Here is a 21,300-nt window from a genome sequence, read left to right as displayed (position 1 = left end):
GTGAAAATTAAGATAGAATTGATATAAATTATCAGATGAAACGAGACCGTGAATTTGTATCTACGCGGTGATGGGGCAGGCTGTGGTCAGGGACTTGAATTTTCCGACAACACCCGTTAAATCGCAACAGATTGAGTGAATCCCCTAGCAAAGAGATGCCACCCTATGGCCACCATCAACCCAGTCCAGTTCATCCAGCAGGTCCGTGCCGAGATCGCTAAGGTCGTTTGGCCAACCCGTCGCGAGGTTCTGTTGACCACCGTGATGGTTTTCATCATGGCTGCGCTGACCGCTGTATTCTTTGCCCTTGTTGACCTGTTGATCCGCACCGGTCTGCAGGGCATTTTGGGAATGTTCTAAGAAATCTTATCAGATTTTCCTGTTTTGCGATGGCTTTTCAGTGCCAGAGGGTGTTGCCCTCTTGATCTCACTGCGGGAGCAGAGTAGGTCAGCCGATAACCTTTGACATCGGCGTGTTATGCTTGGAAAAAGCGTTAAGCCGCATTTCATGGATTTTGGTTTTCGGACCGATATATTTGCAATCGTTGGCGCGGCAGAGACCGGCCAGAAACACAAAGGACGATCAGTTCATGGCGAAACGGTGGTATTCGGTCAGCGTGCTTTCGAACTTCGAAAAGAAAATCGCAGAACAGATTCGCACTTCGGTGGCTGAGCAGGGTCTGGAAGATGAAATCGACGAGGTTCTGGTCCCAACCGAGGAAGTGATCGAGGTTCGCCGCGGTAAAAAAGTGACGACAGAACGTCGCTTTATGCCCGGCTACGTTTTGGTACACATGGAAATGTCTGACCATGGCTATCATCTGATTTCTTCGATCAACCGCGTGACAGGCTTTCTGGGGCCACAAGGTCGCCCAATGCCGATGCGCGACGCAGAAGTTCAGGGTATTCTGGGACGTGTCGAAGAGGGCATCGAGGCACCACGCACGCTGATCACCTTTGAAGTGGGTGAGAAGGTTAAGGTCAACGACGGTCCGTTTGAAGACTTTGACGGCATGGTTGAAGGCGTGGATGACGAAAATCAGAAGCTTAAAGTAACCGTATCTATCTTTGGTCGCGAAACTCCGGTTGAGCTGGACTTTACTCAGGTTACAAAGCAGGGTTAACCACCTACTGCAGTTTAGAATTGGAAACGTCGCGTTGCACGAAGCATCGCGACGTTTTTTGCTTATTACGGCTTTACAGGATGAAGCAGCCATTCATTGCTTTCTTGTAAGTGGCTGCTTAGCCGTGGATGACTTTAAGGCACACCTACTTTTGAGGAGCGCTTTGATCCTTATGGGAAAATAAAAGCCAGTTGGTTGCGGGACTTCTTGCCGTTGCGATAGTCTCGCCTCTGCTTGCTTCAGTGCAGCTACTCAAATTGCCCATTCTCGGTATAGGCCTCTTTCGCGAGTTTGTAGCTAAGTAGCAGGCCGATGAAGAACGTTCCATGTTCCCAAAGTTCAGCTCGGTCGCCAAATATAACATCGAAAAAGGAAAAGCCGGTAAAGATTAAGGTTCCCCAGAAAAAACTATGTTCAAACAGTCTACGGCTGATGGGGCGCTGGTTGCATGCCGCTGTTAGGACCATAAGTAGCGGCAGCGCAACCAGAAGCTCCAGTACTCCTGTCACGTAGAGGATCGGCTCGAGTAGAGATATCGATATATCTGTCCGCTCGAGATAGCCAGAAAACTGTTCTGTGCGGTCTTTGCCAAACCATGTAAAGAGGCTGATATCAGTTCTGTTTAGAAATTTGTCGAGGCCGTTCATGACCCAATAGATTGCCCAATGTAGCACGACCAAGTTCGCCATATTTAGTGCGGAGGGGGCTGCGTGAGTGGACTTGTCGGAAATGCCTAAGTGACTGGATGCGATTGTGTTTTCTTGCATTTGAATTCTCTGTTGTTGCAATAGAACTATTACATCTTTGATTAAACTTAAAATTGCAATTTAATAAAATTAATCAACCTATAACTTAGTGCTTTAATCCGGGAATTGGTGGGTTAATGCGTCCGTTGGCCGCCAAGATTTCCATTAGCGGTTTTGCACTGAAATTGGTCGATACATAGAAGAGGCTTCGCCAGAAACGTTGGAGCTCAAATGTGACCAGCTAAGCGGGCATTAATGTTGATCGCAGAACTCTAAAATTGGGCTCTATGCGGTTGTAAAGCGCCTTGCTTGCCAAACGTTGCTTGTTCGTGTAGTGGCACCTCATCGTCTTCAGGCGAGATTCTCTTGTGGAAGACCCTTGGGTCGCGACCTAAGGTTCGGACCACGCAACATTGAGCTGGAGAAGACGCGTTTTCTCCGAGTTGAAAGGAACACCAAATGGCCAAGAAGCTTGCTGGTACAATGAAACTGCAGGTTCCTGCAGGTAAAGCAAACCCATCGCCTCCAGTAGGTCCTGCGCTGGGTCAGCGCGGCATCAACATCATGGAATTCTGTAAAGCGTTTAACGCAAAAACACAGGAACTGGAGCCCGGCGCGCCGTGCCCAACCGTGATTACCTACTATCAGGACAAGTCCTTTACCATGGACATCAAGACGCCTCCTGCGTCTTATTACCTGAAGAAGGCCGCAAAGGTGAAATCCGGTGCAAACAACCCCTCACGTGAGACTGTTGGTTCCGTGAGCGTTGCGCAGGTGAAAGAAATCGCCGAAGCAAAGATGAAAGATCTGAACGCCAATGATATCGAAGCGGCGATGCAGATCATCCTGGGCTCCGCCCGTTCTATGGGCATCGAGGTGAAGTAAGATGGCGAAACTCGGTAAACGTACCCGCGCGGCGCGCGAAGCTTTCGCTGGCAAAAGCCTGGTGACTGTTGAAGAAGCTGTTGCGCTGATCAAAGCCAATGCGACAAGCAAATTTGACGAAACCATCGATATCGCGATGAACCTGGGCGTTGACACCCGTCACGCAGATCAAATGGTACGCGGCGTTGTCGGTCTGCCAAACGGCACCGGTAAAGCGATGCGCGTTGCTGTGTTTGCACGTGGCCCAAAAGCTGACGAAGCGAAAGCAGCTGGCGCAGATGTTGTGGGCGCAGAAGATCTGATGGAAGCTGTACAAGGCGGCAACCTGGATTTCGATCGCTGCATCGCAACGCCTGACATGATGCCAATCGTTGGTCGTCTTGGTAAGATCCTTGGCCCACGCAACCTGATGCCAAACCCTAAGGTTGGCACCGTGACCATGGACGTGAAAGCGGCTGTGGAAGCAGCCAAGGGCGGCGAAGTGCAGTTCAAAGCTGAAAAAGGCGGTGTTGTGCACGCAGGCGTTGGTAAAGCGTCCTTCGATGAGGCTAAGCTGGTTGAAAACATTCGTGCTTTTGTTGCGGCCGTCTCCAAGGCGAAGCCTTCCGGTGCCAAAGGCGCATACATGAAGAAAATCGCTCTGTCCTCGACCATGGGTCCTGGCGTGACTGTCGATATCGACAACGCAGCAGCAGAGTAATCTATTCCTGAATAGATGCTTGCGAGGCGGTGCCCAAAAGGGTGCCGCCTTTTTTGTGGTGTCGAGGCTGTGACTTTTGCAAGACACGCAGGGTTGAGAGGGTAAGAGGATAAGTTGGGGCGAGTTCTCAAAGCGCCGCATCGGGCCTTGCGCGCTCTGGCGCGTTTAGAGTTGCGGCGCATGGCAGCGGCATGGCGTGTGGTGAAGTTGGATCAACGCGTAGCGCAGCATTTTGGTTGCGATCAGGGACTGCTGTGGTTCTTGGCGGTATTGCCCCTTGGAAAAACCTTCAATTGGCGTTAAGGACAGCCTTGTAGTTGAGCGTGCGATTCGTCGTATGCGCTGCTGCATTCGTCCAAGATGGTGGGTGGCCTGTCGATCGGGTCTTAATTTCCCTCCTGAGACGGGTAACGACCAAAAAGATCGAGGGATTTCTAGCCCTCGGGTGATTTTGGCTCATCCCGTAAAACGGACCTGAACGCCCGGCCTTGGTGACAAGGTCTGGCAAATCATGAGCCGGGATATCTAGGTATCCCAAAACTTGGAGAGAACTGTGGATAGAGCACAAAAAGAGCAGGTGGTCGAGGAACTCGGCCAGATCTTTGAAAGCTCTGGCGTTGTGGTCGTAGCCCACTACGCTGGTCTGACAGTTGCCGAGATGCAGGATCTGCGGTCGCGTGCGCGCGAAGCTGGCAGCTCTGTGCGTGTTGCCAAGAACAGGCTCGCCAAAATCGCCCTCGAGGGTAAGCCGTGTGAAAGCATGTCTGACCTGCTGACAGGGATGACCGTGCTCACCTATTCCGAAGACCCTGTATCTGCTGCGAAAGTCGCGGAAGGGTTTGCCAAGGAGAACGATAAGTTCGAAATCCTTGGTGGTGCAATGGGTGAAAACGCACTGGATCGTGCCGGTGTTGAAGCCGTTTCCAAACTGCCTTCGCGCGAAGAGCTTATTGCTCAGATCGCAGGCATGCTGGGCGCACCTGCTTCGAACATCGCTGGCGCAATTGGCGCACCTGCAAGCAACATCGCGAGCATCCTTTCGACCATCGAAGAAAAGTCGGAAGCTGCATAAGCGGTTGGAACTGAATGACTGGCGTGGGCCTAGGCAACACGTTGGAAAAACACACACTTTATACGGAAAGAGCTGATAAAATGGCTGATCTGAAAGCACTCGCGGAAAGCATCGTTGGTCTTACCCTGCTGGAAGCACAAGAACTGAAAACCATCCTGAAGGATGAGTATGGCATCGAGCCCGCATCTGGCGGCGCAGTTGTCATGGCAGCTGGTGGCGACGCTGGCGGCGCAGCAGCAGAAGAAAAAACCGAATTTGACGTCGTTCTGAAGAACGCTGGCGCATCTAAGATCAACGTGATCAAAGAAGTACGCGGCATCACCGGCCTGGGTCTGAAAGAAGCCAAAGGTCTGGTTGAAGAAGGCGGCAAGATCAAAGAAGGCGTTGATAAAGCCGAAGCAGAAGACATCAAAGCGAAGCTGGAAGCAGCTGGCGCGGAAGTCGAGCTGGCCTAAGCGCTTATTTGGGAGAAAATATCGCTTTCAATTTCGCTTAGAAGTTGTAGCAATGCTCCCAAGTTATTGGCTGGATCTAGGGAACCCTAGGTCCAGCCTAACCTGTCTCAGTAAAGGCCTTTTGTTAAGGGTTTTTTCTAAGGTGAGGTTTGCAGGATCGGGAGGCCGCCATTCGGGACGACGGCCATGAATTGATCCAACCCCACTGTCTCGTATGGACAAGGTGCCGGGGCCCGGCGGTGCTCTTGTTCTGGTGAGAACACTCGAAAGGTGATATCTGACATGGCTCAAACGTTCCTTGGCCAGAAACGTCTACGCAGATACTACGGCAAAATCCGTGAAGTTTTGGAAATGCCGAACCTCATTGAGGTGCAAAAATCCTCTTATGATCTTTTTCTACGCTCTGGTGATGCAGCACAGCCGACAGACGGCGAAGGCATCATGGGCGTGTTCCAGTCCGTATTCCCAATTAAGGATTTCAACGAAACCTCCATTTTGGAGTTCGTGAAGTACGATCTGGAAAAACCAAAATACGACGTTGAAGAATGTATGCAACGCGACATGACCTACAGCGCACCGCTGAAGGTTACACTGCGTTTGATTGTCTTTGATGTGGATGAAGACACCGGCGCAAAATCGGTGAAAGACATCAAAGAACAAGACGTCTTTATGGGCGATATGCCCTTGATGACGCCAAATGGTACCTTCGTTGTGAATGGCACCGAGCGTGTGATCGTGTCTCAGATGCACCGTTCTCCTGGTGTGTTCTTTGATCACGACAAAGGCAAAACACACTCATCCGGTAAACTGCTGTTTGCATGCCGCATCATCCCGTATCGCGGCTCTTGGTTGGATTTCGAATTCGACGCAAAAGATATCGTTTACGCGCGCATCGACCGTCGTCGTAAACTGCCTGTGACCACCCTGCTTTATGCACTGGGGCTGGATCAGGAAGGCATCATGAATGCCTACTATAACACCGTCAGCTTTAAGCTGGAAAAGAACCGGGGCTGGGTCACTCCGTTCTTCCCAGAACGCGTGCGTGGCACACGTCCTACCTATGATCTGGTGGATGCCGGCACTGGCGAAATCATCTGCGAAGCAGGCAAGAAAGTTACGCCTCGTGCCGTGAAAAAGATGATCGACGAAGGCAATATCACTGAACTGCTGGTGCCTTTTGATCATATCGTTGGTAAATATGTCTCCCAAGACATCATCAACGAAGAAAACGGCGCGATCTATGTTGAAGCCGGTGATGAGCTGACGCTGGAATATGACAAAGACGGCGATCTGATCGGCGGCTCTTTGAAAGAGCTGTTGGATGCGGGTATCACCGATATTCCGGTTCTCGACATCGACAACGTCAATGTTGGTCCTTACATGCGCAATACCATGGCGCAGGATAAGAACATGGGTCGCGATACCGCGCTCATGGATATCTACCGTGTGATGCGTCCGGGTGAGCCACCCACCGTTGAAGCCGCTTCTGCACTGTTTGAGACCCTGTTCTTTGACAGCGAGCGTTATGACCTGTCTGCTGTTGGTCGCGTGAAAATGAACATGCGTCTGGCTCTGGATGCCGAAGACACCATGCGCACCCTGCGCAAGGAAGACATCATCTCTTGCATCAAAGCGCTGGTTGATCTGCGTGATGGCCGTGGCGACATCGATGACATCGACCACCTCGGCAACCGTCGTGTGCGTTCGGTTGGTGAACTGATGGAAAACCAATACCGCGTTGGTCTGTTGCGCATGGAGCGCGCGATCAAAGAGCGTATGTCCTCTGTCGAAATCGACACGATCATGCCTCAGGACTTGATCAATGCGAAACCAGCGGCTGCGGCTGTGCGTGAATTCTTCGGCTCTTCACAGCTGTCGCAGTTCATGGACCAGACCAACCCGCTGTCTGAAGTGACGCATAAGCGTCGTCTCTCGGCGCTTGGCCCCGGCGGTTTGACCCGCGAGCGCGCAGGCTTTGAGGTGCGCGACGTTCACCCGACCCACTACGGTCGGATGTGTCCGATTGAAACGCCGGAAGGTCCAAACATTGGTCTGATCAACTCTTTGGCGACCTTTGCTCGTGTCAACAAATATGGCTTTATCGAAACACCTTACCGCAAGGTGATCGAAGGTCAGGTGACGGATGAAGTGCACTACATGTCCGCCACCGAAGAGATGCGCCACACTGTTGCGCAGGCGAACGCGAAGCTGGATGAAACCGGTCGTTTTGACAACGAGCTGGTCAACACCCGCCAAGCGGGCGACTACACCATGGCGTCCCGTGATGCAGTTGATCTGATCGACGTGTCCCCAAAGCAGTTGGTCTCTGTTGCGGCTTCTTTGATCCCGTTCCTCGAAAACGACGACGCGAACCGCGCTCTTATGGGCTCGAACATGCAACGTCAGGCGGTTCCATTGCTGCGTGCAGAGGCGCCGCTGGTTGGCACCGGTATCGAAGAAAAAGTGGCGATCGATTCAGGCGCTGCGATTCAGGCGAAACGCGCAGGCATTATCGACCAGGTTGATGCACAGCGTATCGTTATTCGTGCGACCTCGGACCTGGAACTGGGGGATGCGGGCGTAGATATCTACCGCATGCGCAAATTCCAGCGTTCGAACCAGAACACCTGCATCAACCAGCGTCCGCTGGTAAAAGTAGGCGACACTGTCGTTAAAGGCGAAATCATCGCTGATGGGCCGTCAACGGATATGGGTGAACTGGCTCTGGGTAAAAACGTGGTCGTCGCGTTTATGCCTTGGAACGGTTACAACTATGAAGACTCGATCCTGATTTCGGAACGTATCGCACGTGATGATGTCTTTACCTCGGTTCACATCGAAGAGTTTGAAGTCGCTGCCCGTGACACCAAGCTTGGCCCAGAAGAAATCACCCGCGATATTCCAAACGTTGGTGAAGAAGCGCTGCGCAACCTTGACGAGGCAGGCATTGTTTATATCGGTGCTGACGTAGAACCCGGCGATATTCTGGTTGGTAAGATCACCCCCAAAGGTGAATCGCCAATGACTCCAGAAGAAAAGCTGCTGCGTGCGATCTTTGGTGAAAAAGCTTCAGACGTGCGAGATACCTCTATGCGCGTGAAGCCCGGTGACTATGGCACCGTGGTTGAGGTCCGCGTCTTTAACCGCCACGGTGTGGAAAAAGACGAGCGTGCCTTGCAGATCGAACGTGACGAAGTGGAACGCTTGGCACGTGACCGCGATGACGAACTCGTCATTCTGGATCGCAACATTTACGCGCGTCTGCATGGTATGCTTTTGGGTCAAACCGCCGTCAAAGGCCCACGGGGTGTTGCACCAAATGCGGCCATCACTGAAGAGCTGCTTGATATGCTGCCGCGCGGTCAGTGGTGGATGCTTGCCGTCGAAGACGAAGCCGCAGCCCAGGTGGTTGAGGCTCTGAACGAGCAGTACGAAGCACAGAAACGTGCTCTGGATGCGCGTTTTGAAGACAAGGTCGAAAAAGTCCGTCGCGGCGACGATCTGCCACCAGGTGTGATGAAGATGGTCAAAGTCTTCATCGCGGTGAAGCGTAAGCTGCAGCCGGGCGACAAAATGGCGGGTCGCCACGGGAACAAAGGTGTTATCTCCAAAGTTGTTCCCATGGAAGACATGCCGTTCCTTGCAGATGGTACACCGGTTGATTTCTGTCTGAACCCGCTGGGTGTTCCATCGCGTATGAACGTTGGTCAGATCCTTGAAACCCATATGGGCTGGGCCGCACGCGGTCTGGGCATCAAGGTTGACGATGCGCTGCAGGAATATCGCCGCTCGGGTGATCTGACGCCTGTACGTGAAACCATGGCACATGCTTATGGCGATGACGTCTACGCTGAAGGTCTGGCTGATATGGACGAAGGCGAGCTGTTGGAAGCAGCGGGCAACGTGACCCGTGGTGTTCCAATCGCGACACCTGTTTTCGATGGGGCCAAGGAAGATGACGTCAACGACGCTCTGATCCGTGCTGGCTTCTCGGAAAGCGGTCAATCGATCCTGTTTGATGGTCGCACTGGTGAACAATTCGCACGTCCTGTGACCGTGGGTATTAAATACCTGCTGAAACTGCACCACCTTGTGGATGACAAAATCCACGCGCGTTCAACTGGCCCATACTCGCTGGTTACCCAGCAGCCATTGGGTGGTAAGGCGCAGTTCGGTGGTCAGCGATTCGGGGAAATGGAGGTCTGGGCTCTGGAAGCTTACGGCGCTGCCTATACCCTGCAGGAAATGCTCACCGTTAAATCGGACGACGTTGCAGGCCGGACCAAGGTCTATGAAAGCATCGTCAAGGGCGAGGACAACTTTGAAGCGGGCATCCCAGAATCGTTCAACGTTCTGGTGAAAGAAGTCCGTGGCCTCGGCCTGAATATGGAACTCCTGGATGCGGAGGGCGAGGAGTAATGCAACGCTTTGGTTGTGCAGTGTTGCCGAAGTTAGTGACTGGTTTCGCGTCGGTCGCAATTTCGGGCTGCACAGCCATTGAGTTTCAAGACGGTTCCGATAGCGGCGTGGTTCGTGTCGGGGCCTTCTCTTCAATCGAAACCGCGCAGAAAAAGGTGCGTGTCGCTTGTGGTGTTGATAAGGATTCGTCCTTCGCGCCTATTGAGACCAACCGTTTTCTCCCAGTCATTACCCATTCAGTGCACTTCTTTAGCTGCACAGAGCCTGCAAAGGACATCCAATGAACCAGGAAATTACTAACAACCCGTTCAACCCGCTGACGCCGCCAAAAGTCTTTGATGAAATCAAAGTCTCGCTGGCATCGCCTGAACGTATTCTTTCATGGTCTTATGGCGAAATCAAAAAGCCTGAGACCATCAACTACCGCACATTCAAACCCGAACGTGACGGTCTGTTCTGCGCGCGTATCTTTGGCCCGATCAAAGATTATGAATGTCTGTGTGGCAAATATAAGCGCATGAAATATCGCGGCGTTGTCTGCGAGAAATGTGGTGTTGAAGTTACGCTTCAAAAAGTACGCCGTGAGCGTATGGGCCATATCGAACTGGCGTCACCCGTCGCCCATATCTGGTTCCTGAAATCGCTGCCTTCCCGCATCGGCCTGATGCTGGACATGACCCTGCGTGACCTGGAACGGGTTCTGTATTTCGAAAACTACGTTGTCATCGAACCCGGTCTGACCGACCTGCAGTTCGGCCAGATGATGACCGAAGAAGAATACATGGACGCGCAAGACCAGTACGGCATGGATGCCTTCACCGCCAACATTGGCGCGGAAGCGATCCGTGAAATGCTGTCGATGATTGATCTGGAAGCCGAAGCGGAAACGCTGCGTGCTGAACTGGCCGAAGCGACCGGTGAGCTGAAACCCAAAAAGATCATCAAGCGTTTGAAAGTTGTGGAATCCTTCTTGGAATCCGGCAACCGCCCTGAATGGATGATCATGACCGTGATCCCTGTGATCCCACCAGAACTGCGCCCACTGGTGCCGCTGGATGGTGGTCGCTTTGCGACATCAGATCTGAACGATCTTTATCGTCGTGTGATCAACCGGAACAACCGTTTGAAGCGTCTGATCGAACTGCGCGCGCCTGATATTATCGTTCGTAACGAAAAGCGGATGCTGCAGGAATCTGTAGACGCATTGTTCGACAACGGTCGTCGTGGCCGCGTGATCACTGGCGCCAACAAGCGTCCGCTGAAATCGCTGTCTGACATGTTGAAAGGTAAGCAGGGTCGTTTCCGTCAGAACCTTTTGGGGAAACGCGTCGACTTCTCTGGTCGTTCGGTTATTGTGACTGGTCCTGAACTCAAGCTGCATCAATGTGGCTTGCCCAAAAAGATGGCGCTCGAACTGTTCAAGCCGTTCATCTACAGCCGTCTTGAAGCCAAAGGCCTGTCTTCGACTGTGAAGCAAGCCAAGAAATTGGTGGAAAAAGAGCGTCCCGAAGTTTGGGATATTCTGGACGAAGTCATCCGCGAACACCCTGTCATGCTGAACCGTGCGCCAACGCTGCACCGTCTTGGTATTCAGGCGTTTGAACCCACGCTGATCGAAGGTAAAGCTATCCAGCTGCACCCGCTGGTCTGTTCGGCGTTTAACGCGGACTTCGACGGTGACCAGATGGCGGTTCACGTCCCGCTGAGCCTTGAGGCACAGCTGGAAGCGCGCGTTCTGATGATGTCCACCAACAACGTTCTGTCACCTGCGAACGGTGCGCCGATCATTGTTCCGTCACAGGATATGATCTTGGGTCTTTACTATGTGACTCTTGAACGTGAGGGCATGAAAGGCGAAGGCAAGGTCTTTGGTGCGATCGAAGAAGTGCAGCACGCGCTGGACGCGGGTGAAGTGCACCTGCACACGAAAATCACCGCACGGATCGTTCAGATCGACGAAGAAGGCAACGAGGTTCAAAAACGCTTTGAAACCACACCAGGCCGTGTCCTGTTGGGTGCGCTCCTGCCGAAAAACGTCAAAGCTCCATTTGAACTGGTAAACCGCCTTCTGCGGAAGAAAGAAGTTCAGCAGGTCATCGATACTGTCTACCGTTATTGCGGTCAGAAAGAGTCGGTTATCTTCTGTGACCAGATCATGACCATGGGCTTCCGTGAAGCGTTCAAGGCCGGTATCTCGTTTGGTAAGGATGACATGGTCATCCCTGATGACAAATGGACACTGGTTGATGAAACACGCGATCAGGTGAAAGACTTTGAACAGCAGTACATGGACGGCCTGATCACGCAGGGTGAAAAGTACAACAAAGTTGTCGATGCATGGTCAAAGTGTAACGACAAAGTCACCGATGCGATGATGGGCACCATCTCTGCGGATAAACGCGATGACGATGGCGCGGTTATGGAACCAAATTCGGTTTACATGATGGCCCACTCTGGTGCGCGTGGCTCGGTCACACAGATGAAACAGCTGGGCGGGATGCGCGGTCTGATGGCAAAGCCAAACGGCGACATCATCGAAACCCCGATCATCTCGAACTTTAAAGAAGGTCTGACCGTTCTGGAGTACTTCAACTCCACCCACGGTGCCCGTAAGGGTCTGTCAGATACCGCTTTGAAAACTGCGAACTCCGGTTACCTGACCCGTCGTCTGGTTGACGTTGCGCAAGACTGCATCGTGCGCGAGCATGACTGTGGCACCGAGCGTGCGATCACCGCTGAGGCGGCTGTCAATGATGGTGAAGTGGTTGCAAGCCTTGGCGAGCGTCTTCTGGGTCGTGTTGCAGCGGATGATATCTGTCGCCCCGGCACCGATGAGGTGATTGTTGCTGCAGGGACCATGATCGACGAACGCATGGCGGACGCTGTTGAAGAAGCAGGTGTTCAGTCCACCCGTATTCGCTCACCGCTGACCTGTGAAAGCGAAGAGGGCGTCTGCGCCATGTGCTATGGTCGTGACCTTGCACGCGGTACGCAGGTGAACGAAGGCGAAGCGGTTGGTATTATCGCGGCGCAATCAATCGGTGAACCCGGTACACAGCTGACCATGCGGACCTTCCACATTGGTGGTGTTGCGCAGGGTGGTCAGCAGTCCTTCCAGGAAGCTTCACAAGAAGGTAAGATCGTATTCGAGAACCCCAACACCTTGGAAAACTCGAACGGTGAGACCTTGGTTGTTGGCCGTAACATGAAACTGATCATTCAGGACGAGCACGGCGAAGAGCGCGCCAGCCACAAGCTGGGCTACGGCTCCAAGCTGTTCGTCAAAGAAGGTCAGGCGATTTCGCGCGGCGACAAACTGTATGAATGGGATCCTTACACGCTTCCAATCATCGCCGAAAAAGCCGGTGTTGCGAAATATGTCGATCTGGTCGCTGGCCTTGCTGTGCGCGAAGAAACCGACGAAGCAACCGGTATGACCCAGAAGATCGTGATCGACTGGCGCTCAGCACCTAAGGGGTCGGATCTGAAACCAGAGATTATTCTGGTGGATGGTAGCGGTGAACCAGTTCGCAATGATCTAGGCAATCCATTGACCTACCCAATGTCTGTGGATGCAATTCTGTCGTGTGAAGATGGCCAGACCATCCACGCCGGTGACGTTGTTGCGCGTATTCCGCGTGAAGGTGCAAAAACCAAAGACATTACCGGTGGTCTGCCGCGCGTTGCGGAACTGTTCGAAGCGCGTCGTCCAAAAGACCACGCGATCATCGCCGAAATTGATGGTTACGTGCGCTTTGGCCGCGACTATAAGAACAAGCGTCGCATCTCGATTGAGCCTGCAGATGAAAGCATGGAGACCGTCGAATACATGGTGCCCAAAGGCAAGCACATCCCAGTTGTGGAAGGTGACTTCGTCCAGAAGGGTGATTACATCATGGATGGTAACCCAGCGCCGCATGACATCCTGTCCATCATGGGTGTCGAAGCTCTGGCGAACTACATGATCGACGAGGTTCAGGATGTTTACCGTCTGCAAGGTGTGAAGATCAACGACAAGCACATCGAGGTGATCGTTCGCCAGATGCTGCAAAAGTGGGAGATCTCAGACTCTGGTGAAACCACGCTGCTGAAAGGTGAGCACGTGGACAAACAAGAGTTCGACCTGGCCAATGAAAAGGCGATTGCGCGCGGCAAGCGCCCAGCCAAAGGCGAGCCGATCCTCTTGGGTATCACCAAAGCATCGCTGCAGACCCGTTCGTTCATCTCGGCGGCGTCGTTCCAGGAAACCACCCGCGTTCTGACCGAAGCTTCGGTTCAGGGCAAACGCGACAAACTGGTTGGCCTGAAAGAGAACGTCATCGTGGGCCGTCTGATCCCAGCCGGTACGGGTGGGGCAACGCAGCGTATGCGTCAGGTTGCCGTCTCGCGTGACAATGTTGTGCTGGAAGCTCGCCGTGAAGAAGCAGCAGCTGCTGCGGCTTTGGCAGCGCCGGTTATGGATGAAGACGCCTTTGGAGCAGAGTTGGACAATCTGGTGGAGACGCCAGAAAGCCGCGACTGATACCAATCCGTCTTCAACGTACCACGTTGAACGTATGTAAAATTTACGCCTGCTCGACCCTGTGTCGGGCAGGCGTTTTTGATGGAGGAGCAACATGATGCCGATGTCCGTCCACCCTTTGGCTGATGCTATTGTTGCGCAGGAAGGAAGGCCTTAGGGTAGGGGACGTTAATGAGTGCTTGAGACACGCAGAAGGTCCAGGCCCGAGGTGTGGAGAGTTACAGCGCGTGGTAAACATCACCCTGAACCGTCAGGCGGTTGTGCCAGATGCAGGTCGGATTGCAGAAGCAAAAGCGCAGCCGGAGCTTGGACCAAAGCTTTTGTTTTTTAGTGGCGGAAGCGCGTTGAATGAAATCGCGAGAAATCTGAAGCAATACACATATAATTCGGTTCATTTGATCACACCGTTTGACAGTGGTGGCAGTTCGCAAGTGTTGCGTAATACCTTTGATATGCCGGCGGTCGGTGACCTGCGTAGCCGTTTGATGGCGCTCGCAAATGAAGAGGGTTCAGGGCAACCAGAGGTCTATCGGCTGTTCACACATAGATTGCCAAAGACCAGTTCGGATGACCTCTTGCAGGCTGAGTTTTCAGACCTTTTACGCGGAACGCATCCGTTGCTCGCGCATATTGATGACAGGCTGCGGAGGACGATCCTTGAATTGTTGCACGGCTTCACCGCAGCTTGTCCGGCTGGATTTAACCTTGTTGGCGCAAGCATCGGTAATTTGATCCTGACCGGGGGGTATCTTTCGACGGGCCGGACATTGGAACCCGCACTGCAGTTGATGTCACGTTTGGTGGATGTAAAAGGGCGGGTTCATGCGGCGGTGGACCAAACGTTGGATCTGGCGGCGGTACTGGAGAACGGACAGGAAATCATCGGCCAACGCCAGATGACCGGAAAAGAGGTGCCCCCGATTGCGTCCCCGATTTCAGACCTCTATCTGATGCGTCATGGACAACGGGTGGCGCGTGAAACTGTGCCGCTGCCCCATAGTAATCGATCCCATATTCAAGCCGCAGATCTGATTTGTTATGCGCCGGGAAGCCTGTATAGCAGTCTGTTTGCAGCGCTTTTGCCCGCAGGGACAGGGCAGGCAATTGCAGACCATAAAGGGCCAAAGCTTTATCTTCCCGGATTGGGGACGGATCCCGAGTGTCCGGGGATGACCCTCGCGGCCAAGGTCGAGGCGCTTTTGTCTGTTCTAAGTGCTGATTTCTTGGCGCAACCTGCAGTGTCGGATCTGTTGTCCGCGGTGCTGTGCGATCCGACGCATGTTACCCCACAAGAGCGGGCAGAGGTTGAAGACCGGTTTTGTGTCCCCTGTCTTAGCGTTCCACTGGTGTCTCCTGACCGCCCAGACGTCTACGCACCTGAGCGGGTCTGTGAGGCGCTTGTATCTTTGAGCGCCTAATGCACCGGGTCTGAGCCTTGCGCTTGCTGCTGCCTTGCGCACCCGGTGCTGTCTAACTGGTGCTTCATGTTGCACAGCCCACCAGACGCATGGCGGCTATGACTAAGTCGGGCGTGCTCATAATGGGGTGATTGATGTAAAATCTTTTTCAGGGAGAGCCAATTTGTCTGAGGAGTAAAGTGACATGACATCATTTGCGACCCAAACTGTCCCGTCTGCAATGTGGAACATTGCATCGATCACGGTGTTTCCTTTTGTTGCAGTTGTGCGGGGTATCGAAGCTATCATGCGTGCACGTTTTCAGTTGCAAACCATCCAACATCTCAGTGCCTTGTCCGATGCGCAGCTGCATGATCTAGGTATGAAACGCGATGAGATCGCCTCTCGCGTGATGCTCCAGAACTGGACGTTGTAAGGCGCGCAAGGTATCACAACCCAAGGAGCAGGGCGCGAAAGGCGAATGATACTGAATGCAGATCTCTGACACTGTTAGATCCTTTATCGGGATTGCGTCTGCGTGCCTTGGTGCGTTTGTATTCCATCAGATTGGATTTCCAGTTGCGCCGCTGACTGGATCTGCGCTTGCCGTATCCATTTCCAGCCTGCTGGGCGCACGCGTGCCTTTGCCCCTACCTGTGCGCAATCTCATCTTGTGCCTGTTGGGCATTAACATCGGAACTGCTGTTACCCCCGAGATGCTGCGCAGCGCAATCAATTGGCCGCTGAGTATTGCTGTCTTGGCCGTCGCCCTTGTGTTTGCAATGAGCGTGTCGCAAATAACGTTAAGCAGATGGTTTGGATATGATCGCCGCACAGCAACACTTGCGGCGGCGCCTGGACATCTGAGCTATGTTCTAAGCATTGCAGCAGACGCGCGGCTTGATGTTCCGATGGTGGCCATCAGCCAGAGCATTCGCGTGCTGTTTCTCACCCTGTGTGTGCCAGCCCTTGTTGCAGGCCTGTTTGGCGCAACAGGACGTACAATTTTACCAGCCACACTCATGCCGGTCCTTCCAATGGCATTGCTTGTGGGGGCCGCTGTTGTTGCAGGTTTGGTATTGAACCGATTGCGGTTGCCCGCCGCCTTTCTGCTTGCTGGGATGGTGGTGAGCATCTTTGGTCATGCCACCGACGTAACCCCAGGACGTCTTCCCGATTTTATCGTTGCAGGATCTTTGATGGGCATGGGCGCTTTGATCGGCAGTCGTTTTGTTGGAGTGCAATGGGCTGAACTGCGGCGCGCTGTTGTGGCAGGGCTTTGGATTACATGTGTCAACATTGCAGTGACGCTTTTGGCCGTTGCAGTGGTGGCATTTGGTCTGGGCGTGTCCTGGCCACAGGGGATCGTTGCTTTTGCCCCTGGCGGAGTTGAGGCGATGGCTGCAATCGGCATCGCCTTAGGTATGGATCCTGCGTTTGTTGCAGCGCATCATCTGGCGCGCTTGCTGCTTTTGACTGTGCTGGTCCCATTCATGACGCGTCAAACGTCAGGGCCGACCTCCTGATCTTTGGGGCAAGATCGCCCCAAAGCCTCTTTCAGATCACTCTATGCACGGGCCAGCTGGCTGGCTTCTTTTGCAAGCGAAGTGATCGCAGCCCAATCGCCTGCTTTGACCAGATCGCTGGGGGCCACCCAGCTGCCGCCGGCGCAGACGACGTTGGACAAAGACAGATAGGTCGCAGCGTTTTTCGGGCTCACCCCGCCTGTTGGGCAGAACGAAATTTGCGGCAGTGGTGCTCCAATCGCTTTTAGGGCAGGGGCACCGCCCGAGGCCTCGGCCGGGAAGAATTTAAGCATGTCATAGCCACGCGCAAGCAACGCCATGGCTTCAGACGCCGTTGCCGCCCCTGGTAAAAGCGGCAGCCCCTGTGCTTCGCAGGCATCCAGCAATGGATCGGTTGCACCAGGCGAGACGCCGAATTTTGCACCTGCCTCGATTGCTTTGGTGACATCATCAGGGGTCACAAGCGTGCCCGCGCCAACAACGCCGCCTTCAACTTTGGCCATCTCAGCGATGACATCCAAGGCCGCCGGTGTACGCAACGTGACTTCCAGCGCAGGCAGGCCACCGGCCACCAATGCTTCGGCGAGAGGGCGGGCATGGGTCACATCATGTACCACAAGCACGGGGACAATTGGCGCAAGACCGCAGATTTCGCGAGCCTGCGCGCTGGCTTCTGTTGGGGTGATTGGCATGGGGTTATACTCCAAATACGCTTGCGCCTTCATCAGCCGAGGCAACGCTGCGGCGGAAGGCAGTAAACAGATCGCGGCCCGTACCAAATTCATTGGCTGAAAGGTCCGCAGTGACCGCTGCGCGCTCCAACACGCCGTCGGTCAGGATTTCAAGGTTTCCACTGATCGCATCCATACGGACAAGATCACCGTCTTGCAGTTTGGCAATTGGGCCACCGTCCAAAGCTTCGGGAACGACATGGATCGCAGCCGGCACCTTGCCGGATGCGCCAGACATGCGCCCATCTGTGACCAGCGCAACCTTTTTGCCCTGTCCTTGCAAGATCGCCAGCATCGGGGTCAGTGAATGCAGCTCCGGCATGCCGTTGGCCTTTGGTCCCTGAAAGCGCACAACAACAATCGTGTCGCCGGTGAATTCTCCCGCTTTAAATGCCGCCTTTACCGCATCTTGGTCATGGAACACACGGACAGGTGCCTCGACGACCCGGTGTTCTTCGGCAACGGCAGATACTTTGATTACACCCGTGCCCAAAGAACCATGCAGGCGTTTCAGCCCGCCTGTTGCCTGAAACGGATTTGTGGCGGGGCGCACTATGGCGTCATTCAGGCTGCTCTCTGTGCCCTTGCGCCAGATTAATTCGTCATTTTCAAGGAAAGGTTCTTGCGTATAGTTTTCAAGACCATCGCCTGCCACAGTTTTAGTGTCCGGGTGCAGGTAACCAGCGCCCAGAAGCTGGCCGATCATATATCCCAGACCACCGGCAGCATGGAAATGGTTCACATCAGCCAGCCCGTTGGGATAGACACGGGCGAGCAGCGGGACCACATCAGAGAGTTCTGAAAAATCCTGCCAGTCCAGAATGATACCACCCGCACGGGCCATTGCCACAAGGTGGATCAGCAGGTTGGTTGACCCGCCCGATGCCATCAGGCCCACAATGCCGTTTACATAGGCTTTTTCATCCAGAATATCACAGACAGGTGTATAGCTATTGCCAAGCGCCGACAGGGACAGCGCGCGTTTTGCGCCTTCTTTTGTAAGCGCCTCACGCAGGGGGGTGCCGGGCGTCACAAAAGAGGAGCCGGGCAAATGCAGCCCCATAAACTCCATCAGCATCTGGTTGGTGTTGGCCGTACCATAAAAGGTGCAGGTGCCGGGGCCATGATAGGCGGCCATTTCGGCTTTTAACAATGCATCCCGTCCGATTTCACCTTTGGCAAAGGCAACGCGGGTTTTGGCCTTTTCATCATTGCTGAGACCCGATGTCATCGGGCCTGCGGGCAGGAACACGGCTGGCAAGTGGCCAAAAGACTGCGCGCCGATCACCAACCCGGGCACGATTTTGTCACAGACCCCCAGATAGACGCTGGCATCAAACACATTGTGGCTAAGTGCGACGCCCGTTGCCATGGCGATCACGTCGCGGGAAAACAAGGACAGCTCCATCCCCGCTTCCCCTTGGGTCACGCCATCACACATTGCAGGCACGCCGCCTGCAACCTGCGCAGTGCCGCCCGCGCTGCGCACGGCGTCACGGATTTTTGCAGGGTATGTTTCAAAGGGCTGATGTGCAGACAGCATATCGTTATAGGCGGTGACAATGCCAAGATGCCCAGCGGATGAGGTTGCCAGATGGTCCTGATCTTCGCCCGTGGCCGCATAGGCGTGGGCCTGTCCAGAACAGCTGAGATGCGCGCGGGCAGGGCCTTTGGAGGCTGCGGCGCGCATGCGCTCCAGATAGGTGCCACGTGTTGTTTCGCTGCGTGCGATGATCCGATTGGTCACCGAAAGAAGAGTTGCATTCAACGTCATGAGAGAGCTGCCTTTGGGAAAAGATCGGTGGCGAGAGGGAAAACAGAAATCATGTGCTGATCTCGCGCCAGCGTCGGTTGTCGCGATGCATCAACAGCAGGCTGTCCTCTGGGCCTGATGATCCTTGATCATAAGACTGAGGTGCAGTGCCTGCGTCATTCCAGCCTTTAATCAGCGGATCTGCCCAGTTCCAGGCGGCCTCTACCTCGTCGCCGCGCATAAACAGGGTCTGATTGCCGCGGATCACGTCCATGATCAGCCGTTCATAGGCATCTTGAGGACGCCCCGCTTCGGGCAGGCTGTCGGCAAAGGTCATGTCCAGTTTGGCGGTTGTCAGGCGCATACCGCCGGGGCCGGGGTCTTTGATTGTTGTGTGCAGCGTGATGCCTTCGTCGGGCTGCAGGCGGATTACCAGCACATTGCCGGCAACCGGCTTTCCTGCATCAAAGATGTTGTGTGGGGGCGCGCGGAAAAAGACGGCAATCTCAGATTCTCTCGCGCGCAGGCATTTGCCGGTGCGCAGATAAAAGGGCGTGCCATTCCAGCGCCAGTTGGCAACCTTGACCTTCATCGCAATGAAACTCTCAGTCTTGCTGTTTGGATCGCCCGCATGATCCAGATACCCGTCGCCGCCTTCGGCGCTGGCGCGATATTGCCCACGCGCGATTTCGTCCTGCGCCACAGGTTCCAAGGCTTCGATGACTTTCAGTTTCTCATTGCGCACTGCATTGGGCGTAAACCGGGCCGGAGGCTCCATCGCTGTCAGACACAAAAGCTGCATCAGGTGGTTTTGCACCATATCACGCATAGCACCTGATCTATCATAATATTCACCGCGTCCTTCGACGCCGATGCTTTCGGCAACTGTGATCTGAACGTGATCAATCTGGGACGAGTTCCAAAGCGGTTCAAACAGGGAATTGGCAAAGCGCAGCGCCATTAGGTTTTGCACGGTTTCTTTGCCCAGATAGTGGTCAATCCGGTAGATTTGATGCTCTTCGAAATGCGCCCCCAAAGCGGCGTTTAGGGCTTTGGCTGAGGCCAGATCATGGCCAAATGGCTTTTCCACCACGATCCGGCTGTCAGCTGTGGCAATTTTCTTGGATTTCAAACGCCCGGCGATATCTGCAAACAGGCTTGGTGCGACGGACAGGTAGAAGGCCTGAACAACATCCGGGCGCAGGTGTTCTGCCAGATCGGTCCAGCCGTCGTCGCCTTTTGCATCTATCGCCACATAGTCAAGCAAGCTGACAAAAGCCGCGATATCTGTGCTGTTGGTATCGTCAGGATGGCCATAGGTTTGCAGGGCTTCGGTGACAAGATCGCGAAATCCGTCTTGCGTCAAGACACTGCGCGACGCTCCAATCACGCGGCAGGTTTTATCAAACTGGCCGATTTTATAGCGGTGAAACAAGCTGGGAAGAATTTTGCGACGGGCAAGATCACCGGTGGCGCCAAACAGCACCAGATCAAAGGTGTCAACTGGGATAACTCTTGAGACCATGAGGGTACGCGCGCCTTTCTTAAGATGGGCAGAAAAGGTCCATTGTACGGCAGATGCCGATGATGTGGAGTGTCAGGTTTTGAACCTTTTTCCACACTGTTGGCATGTACTTGGCATTGGTAACCCAAGCAATAACACCCGGTCTGAACTGTGCAATCTGCTGCAATTTGTGCTGCATGCGCTGCGTCATGGCTCCGGGTGCTCACTCATGCGACATGTGAAACGAATCGCGGTTAGGGTTCGTGTGAACGTTAGCGCTAACGGAGTTAAAAGTAACCTCTCTTTTGTCAGATCTCAGAAGAAACCTTGGATCGGTTAGCTATGCCTGTCTCTGTAGCTCGTGTTTACCCATATGCGTCTGGGCTTTGACGTTTCGCAGCGAAACGCGTTGCCAAGGCAGCGTGCGCTAACATCGCAAAGAGTGACAGCACGGATGTGCTTTGCG

18 protein-coding genes are annotated in these 21,300 nt (G+C 53.9%); 13 read left to right on the top strand and 5 right to left on the bottom strand.

The window, feature by feature from the left end:
- Positions 1-165 precede the first annotated feature (165 nt).
- Both secE and nusG read left to right on the top strand, forming a co-directional pair.
- Complete coding sequence (secE, locus tag BLP79_RS12645; protein WP_090219485.1) at positions 166-360, top strand: preprotein translocase subunit SecE; 195 nt, start codon at positions 166-168, stop codon at positions 358-360.
- Positions 361-590: 230 nt separating this feature from the next.
- Positions 591-1,124, top strand: coding sequence for a transcription termination/antitermination protein NusG (gene nusG, locus BLP79_RS12640; protein ID WP_090219483.1), 534 nt, complete (start codon positions 591-593; stop codon positions 1,122-1,124).
- Positions 1,125-1,372: 248 nt separating this feature from the next.
- On the opposite strand, the gene BLP79_RS12635 is transcribed toward nusG, so the two are convergent.
- Positions 1,373-1,891 carry a hypothetical protein gene (locus BLP79_RS12635; RefSeq protein ID WP_090219482.1) on the bottom strand — a complete coding sequence of 173 codons (519 nt, stop codon included), beginning with the start codon at positions 1,889-1,891 and terminating at the stop codon, positions 1,373-1,375.
- 438 nt (positions 1,892-2,329) lie between these two features.
- Between BLP79_RS12635 and rplK the strand changes: the two genes are divergently transcribed.
- The 5 genes from rplK to rplL all read left to right on the top strand — a co-directional run bounded on the left by rplK (position 2,330) and on the right by rplL (position 4,982).
- Complete coding sequence (gene rplK, locus BLP79_RS12630; RefSeq protein WP_090219480.1) at positions 2,330-2,755, top strand: 50S ribosomal protein L11; 426 nt, start codon at positions 2,330-2,332, stop codon at positions 2,753-2,755.
- A gap of 1 nt (position 2,756) precedes the next feature.
- On the top strand, positions 2,757-3,455 hold the full coding sequence (gene rplA / locus BLP79_RS12625; RefSeq protein ID WP_090219478.1) for a 50S ribosomal protein L1: 699 nt from the start codon (positions 2,757-2,759) through the stop codon (positions 3,453-3,455).
- 114 nt (positions 3,456-3,569) lie between these two features.
- Entirely contained in the window at positions 3,570-3,758 is a 189-nt protein-coding gene (locus tag BLP79_RS12620) for a hypothetical protein (protein WP_090219476.1), read from the top strand.
- Positions 3,759-4,008: 250 nt separating this feature from the next.
- The gene (gene rplJ / locus BLP79_RS12615) at positions 4,009-4,527 is read left to right on the top strand and encodes a 50S ribosomal protein L10 (RefSeq protein ID WP_090219475.1); all 519 of its coding nucleotides are present in this window, start codon (positions 4,009-4,011) and stop codon (positions 4,525-4,527) included.
- 80 nt (positions 4,528-4,607) lie between these two features.
- Positions 4,608-4,982, top strand: coding sequence for a 50S ribosomal protein L7/L12 (gene rplL / locus BLP79_RS12610; RefSeq protein WP_090219556.1), 375 nt, complete (start codon positions 4,608-4,610; stop codon positions 4,980-4,982).
- A gap of 137 nt (positions 4,983-5,119) precedes the next feature.
- Here the strand turns inward: rplL and BLP79_RS19705 are convergent, their stop codons facing one another.
- Positions 5,120-5,266: a hypothetical protein gene (locus tag BLP79_RS19705; protein WP_157843986.1), complete on the bottom strand. Its 147-nt coding sequence runs from the start codon at positions 5,264-5,266 to the stop codon at positions 5,120-5,122.
- On the opposite strand from BLP79_RS19705, the gene rpoB reads away from it, so the two are divergent.
- The 6 genes from rpoB (at position 5,265) to BLP79_RS12580 (ending at position 16,846) form a co-directional block, all read left to right on the top strand.
- Positions 5,265-9,401: a DNA-directed RNA polymerase subunit beta gene (gene rpoB, locus BLP79_RS12605; RefSeq protein WP_090219473.1), complete on the top strand. Its 4,137-nt coding sequence runs from the start codon at positions 5,265-5,267 to the stop codon at positions 9,399-9,401. The two genes, BLP79_RS19705 and rpoB, sit on opposite strands and share 2 nt — an antisense overlap.
- Positions 9,401-9,685, top strand: coding sequence for a hypothetical protein (locus tag BLP79_RS12600; RefSeq protein ID WP_090219472.1), 285 nt, complete (start codon positions 9,401-9,403; stop codon positions 9,683-9,685). The genes rpoB and BLP79_RS12600 overlap by 1 nt, the downstream gene beginning before the upstream one ends.
- Positions 9,682-13,923, top strand: a complete 4,242-nt coding sequence (gene rpoC / locus BLP79_RS12595) for a DNA-directed RNA polymerase subunit beta' (protein WP_090219471.1) — start codon at positions 9,682-9,684, stop codon at positions 13,921-13,923. Before BLP79_RS12600 ends, rpoC begins: the two co-directional genes overlap by 4 nt.
- A gap of 227 nt (positions 13,924-14,150) precedes the next feature.
- Positions 14,151-15,341, top strand: a complete 1,191-nt coding sequence (locus BLP79_RS12590) for a GAK system CofD-like protein (protein WP_232716461.1) — start codon at positions 14,151-14,153, stop codon at positions 15,339-15,341.
- 184 nt (positions 15,342-15,525) lie between these two features.
- Positions 15,526-15,756: a DUF1127 domain-containing protein gene (locus tag BLP79_RS12585; RefSeq protein WP_090219468.1), complete on the top strand. Its 231-nt coding sequence runs from the start codon at positions 15,526-15,528 to the stop codon at positions 15,754-15,756.
- A gap of 55 nt (positions 15,757-15,811) precedes the next feature.
- Entirely contained in the window at positions 15,812-16,846 is a 1,035-nt protein-coding gene (locus BLP79_RS12580) for an AbrB family transcriptional regulator (protein ID WP_090219466.1), read from the top strand.
- Positions 16,847-16,887: 41 nt separating this feature from the next.
- On the opposite strand, the gene eda is transcribed toward BLP79_RS12580, so the two are convergent.
- From eda to zwf, 3 genes are read right to left on the bottom strand one after another with little or no spacing between them, the layout of a single operon-like run.
- Positions 16,888-17,538: a bifunctional 4-hydroxy-2-oxoglutarate aldolase/2-dehydro-3-deoxy-phosphogluconate aldolase gene (eda, locus tag BLP79_RS12575; protein ID WP_090219464.1), complete on the bottom strand. Its 651-nt coding sequence runs from the start codon at positions 17,536-17,538 to the stop codon at positions 16,888-16,890.
- Between the two features lie 4 nt (positions 17,539-17,542).
- The gene (gene edd, locus BLP79_RS12570; RefSeq protein ID WP_090219463.1) at positions 17,543-19,351 is read right to left on the bottom strand and encodes a phosphogluconate dehydratase; all 1,809 of its coding nucleotides are present in this window, start codon (positions 19,349-19,351) and stop codon (positions 17,543-17,545) included.
- Positions 19,352-19,400: 49 nt separating this feature from the next.
- Positions 19,401-20,855: a glucose-6-phosphate dehydrogenase gene (gene zwf / locus BLP79_RS12565; protein ID WP_090219461.1), complete on the bottom strand. Its 1,455-nt coding sequence runs from the start codon at positions 20,853-20,855 to the stop codon at positions 19,401-19,403.
- Positions 20,856-21,300 lie beyond the last annotated feature (445 nt).

The sequence above is a fragment of the Epibacterium ulvae genome, from assembly GCF_900102795.1.
In the GTDB taxonomy this organism is placed as follows: Bacteria; Pseudomonadota; Alphaproteobacteria; order Rhodobacterales; family Rhodobacteraceae; genus Epibacterium; species Epibacterium ulvae.
Note: the sequence above shows the minus strand (reverse complement) of the source record. Positions and strands in the feature narration are given on the sequence as shown.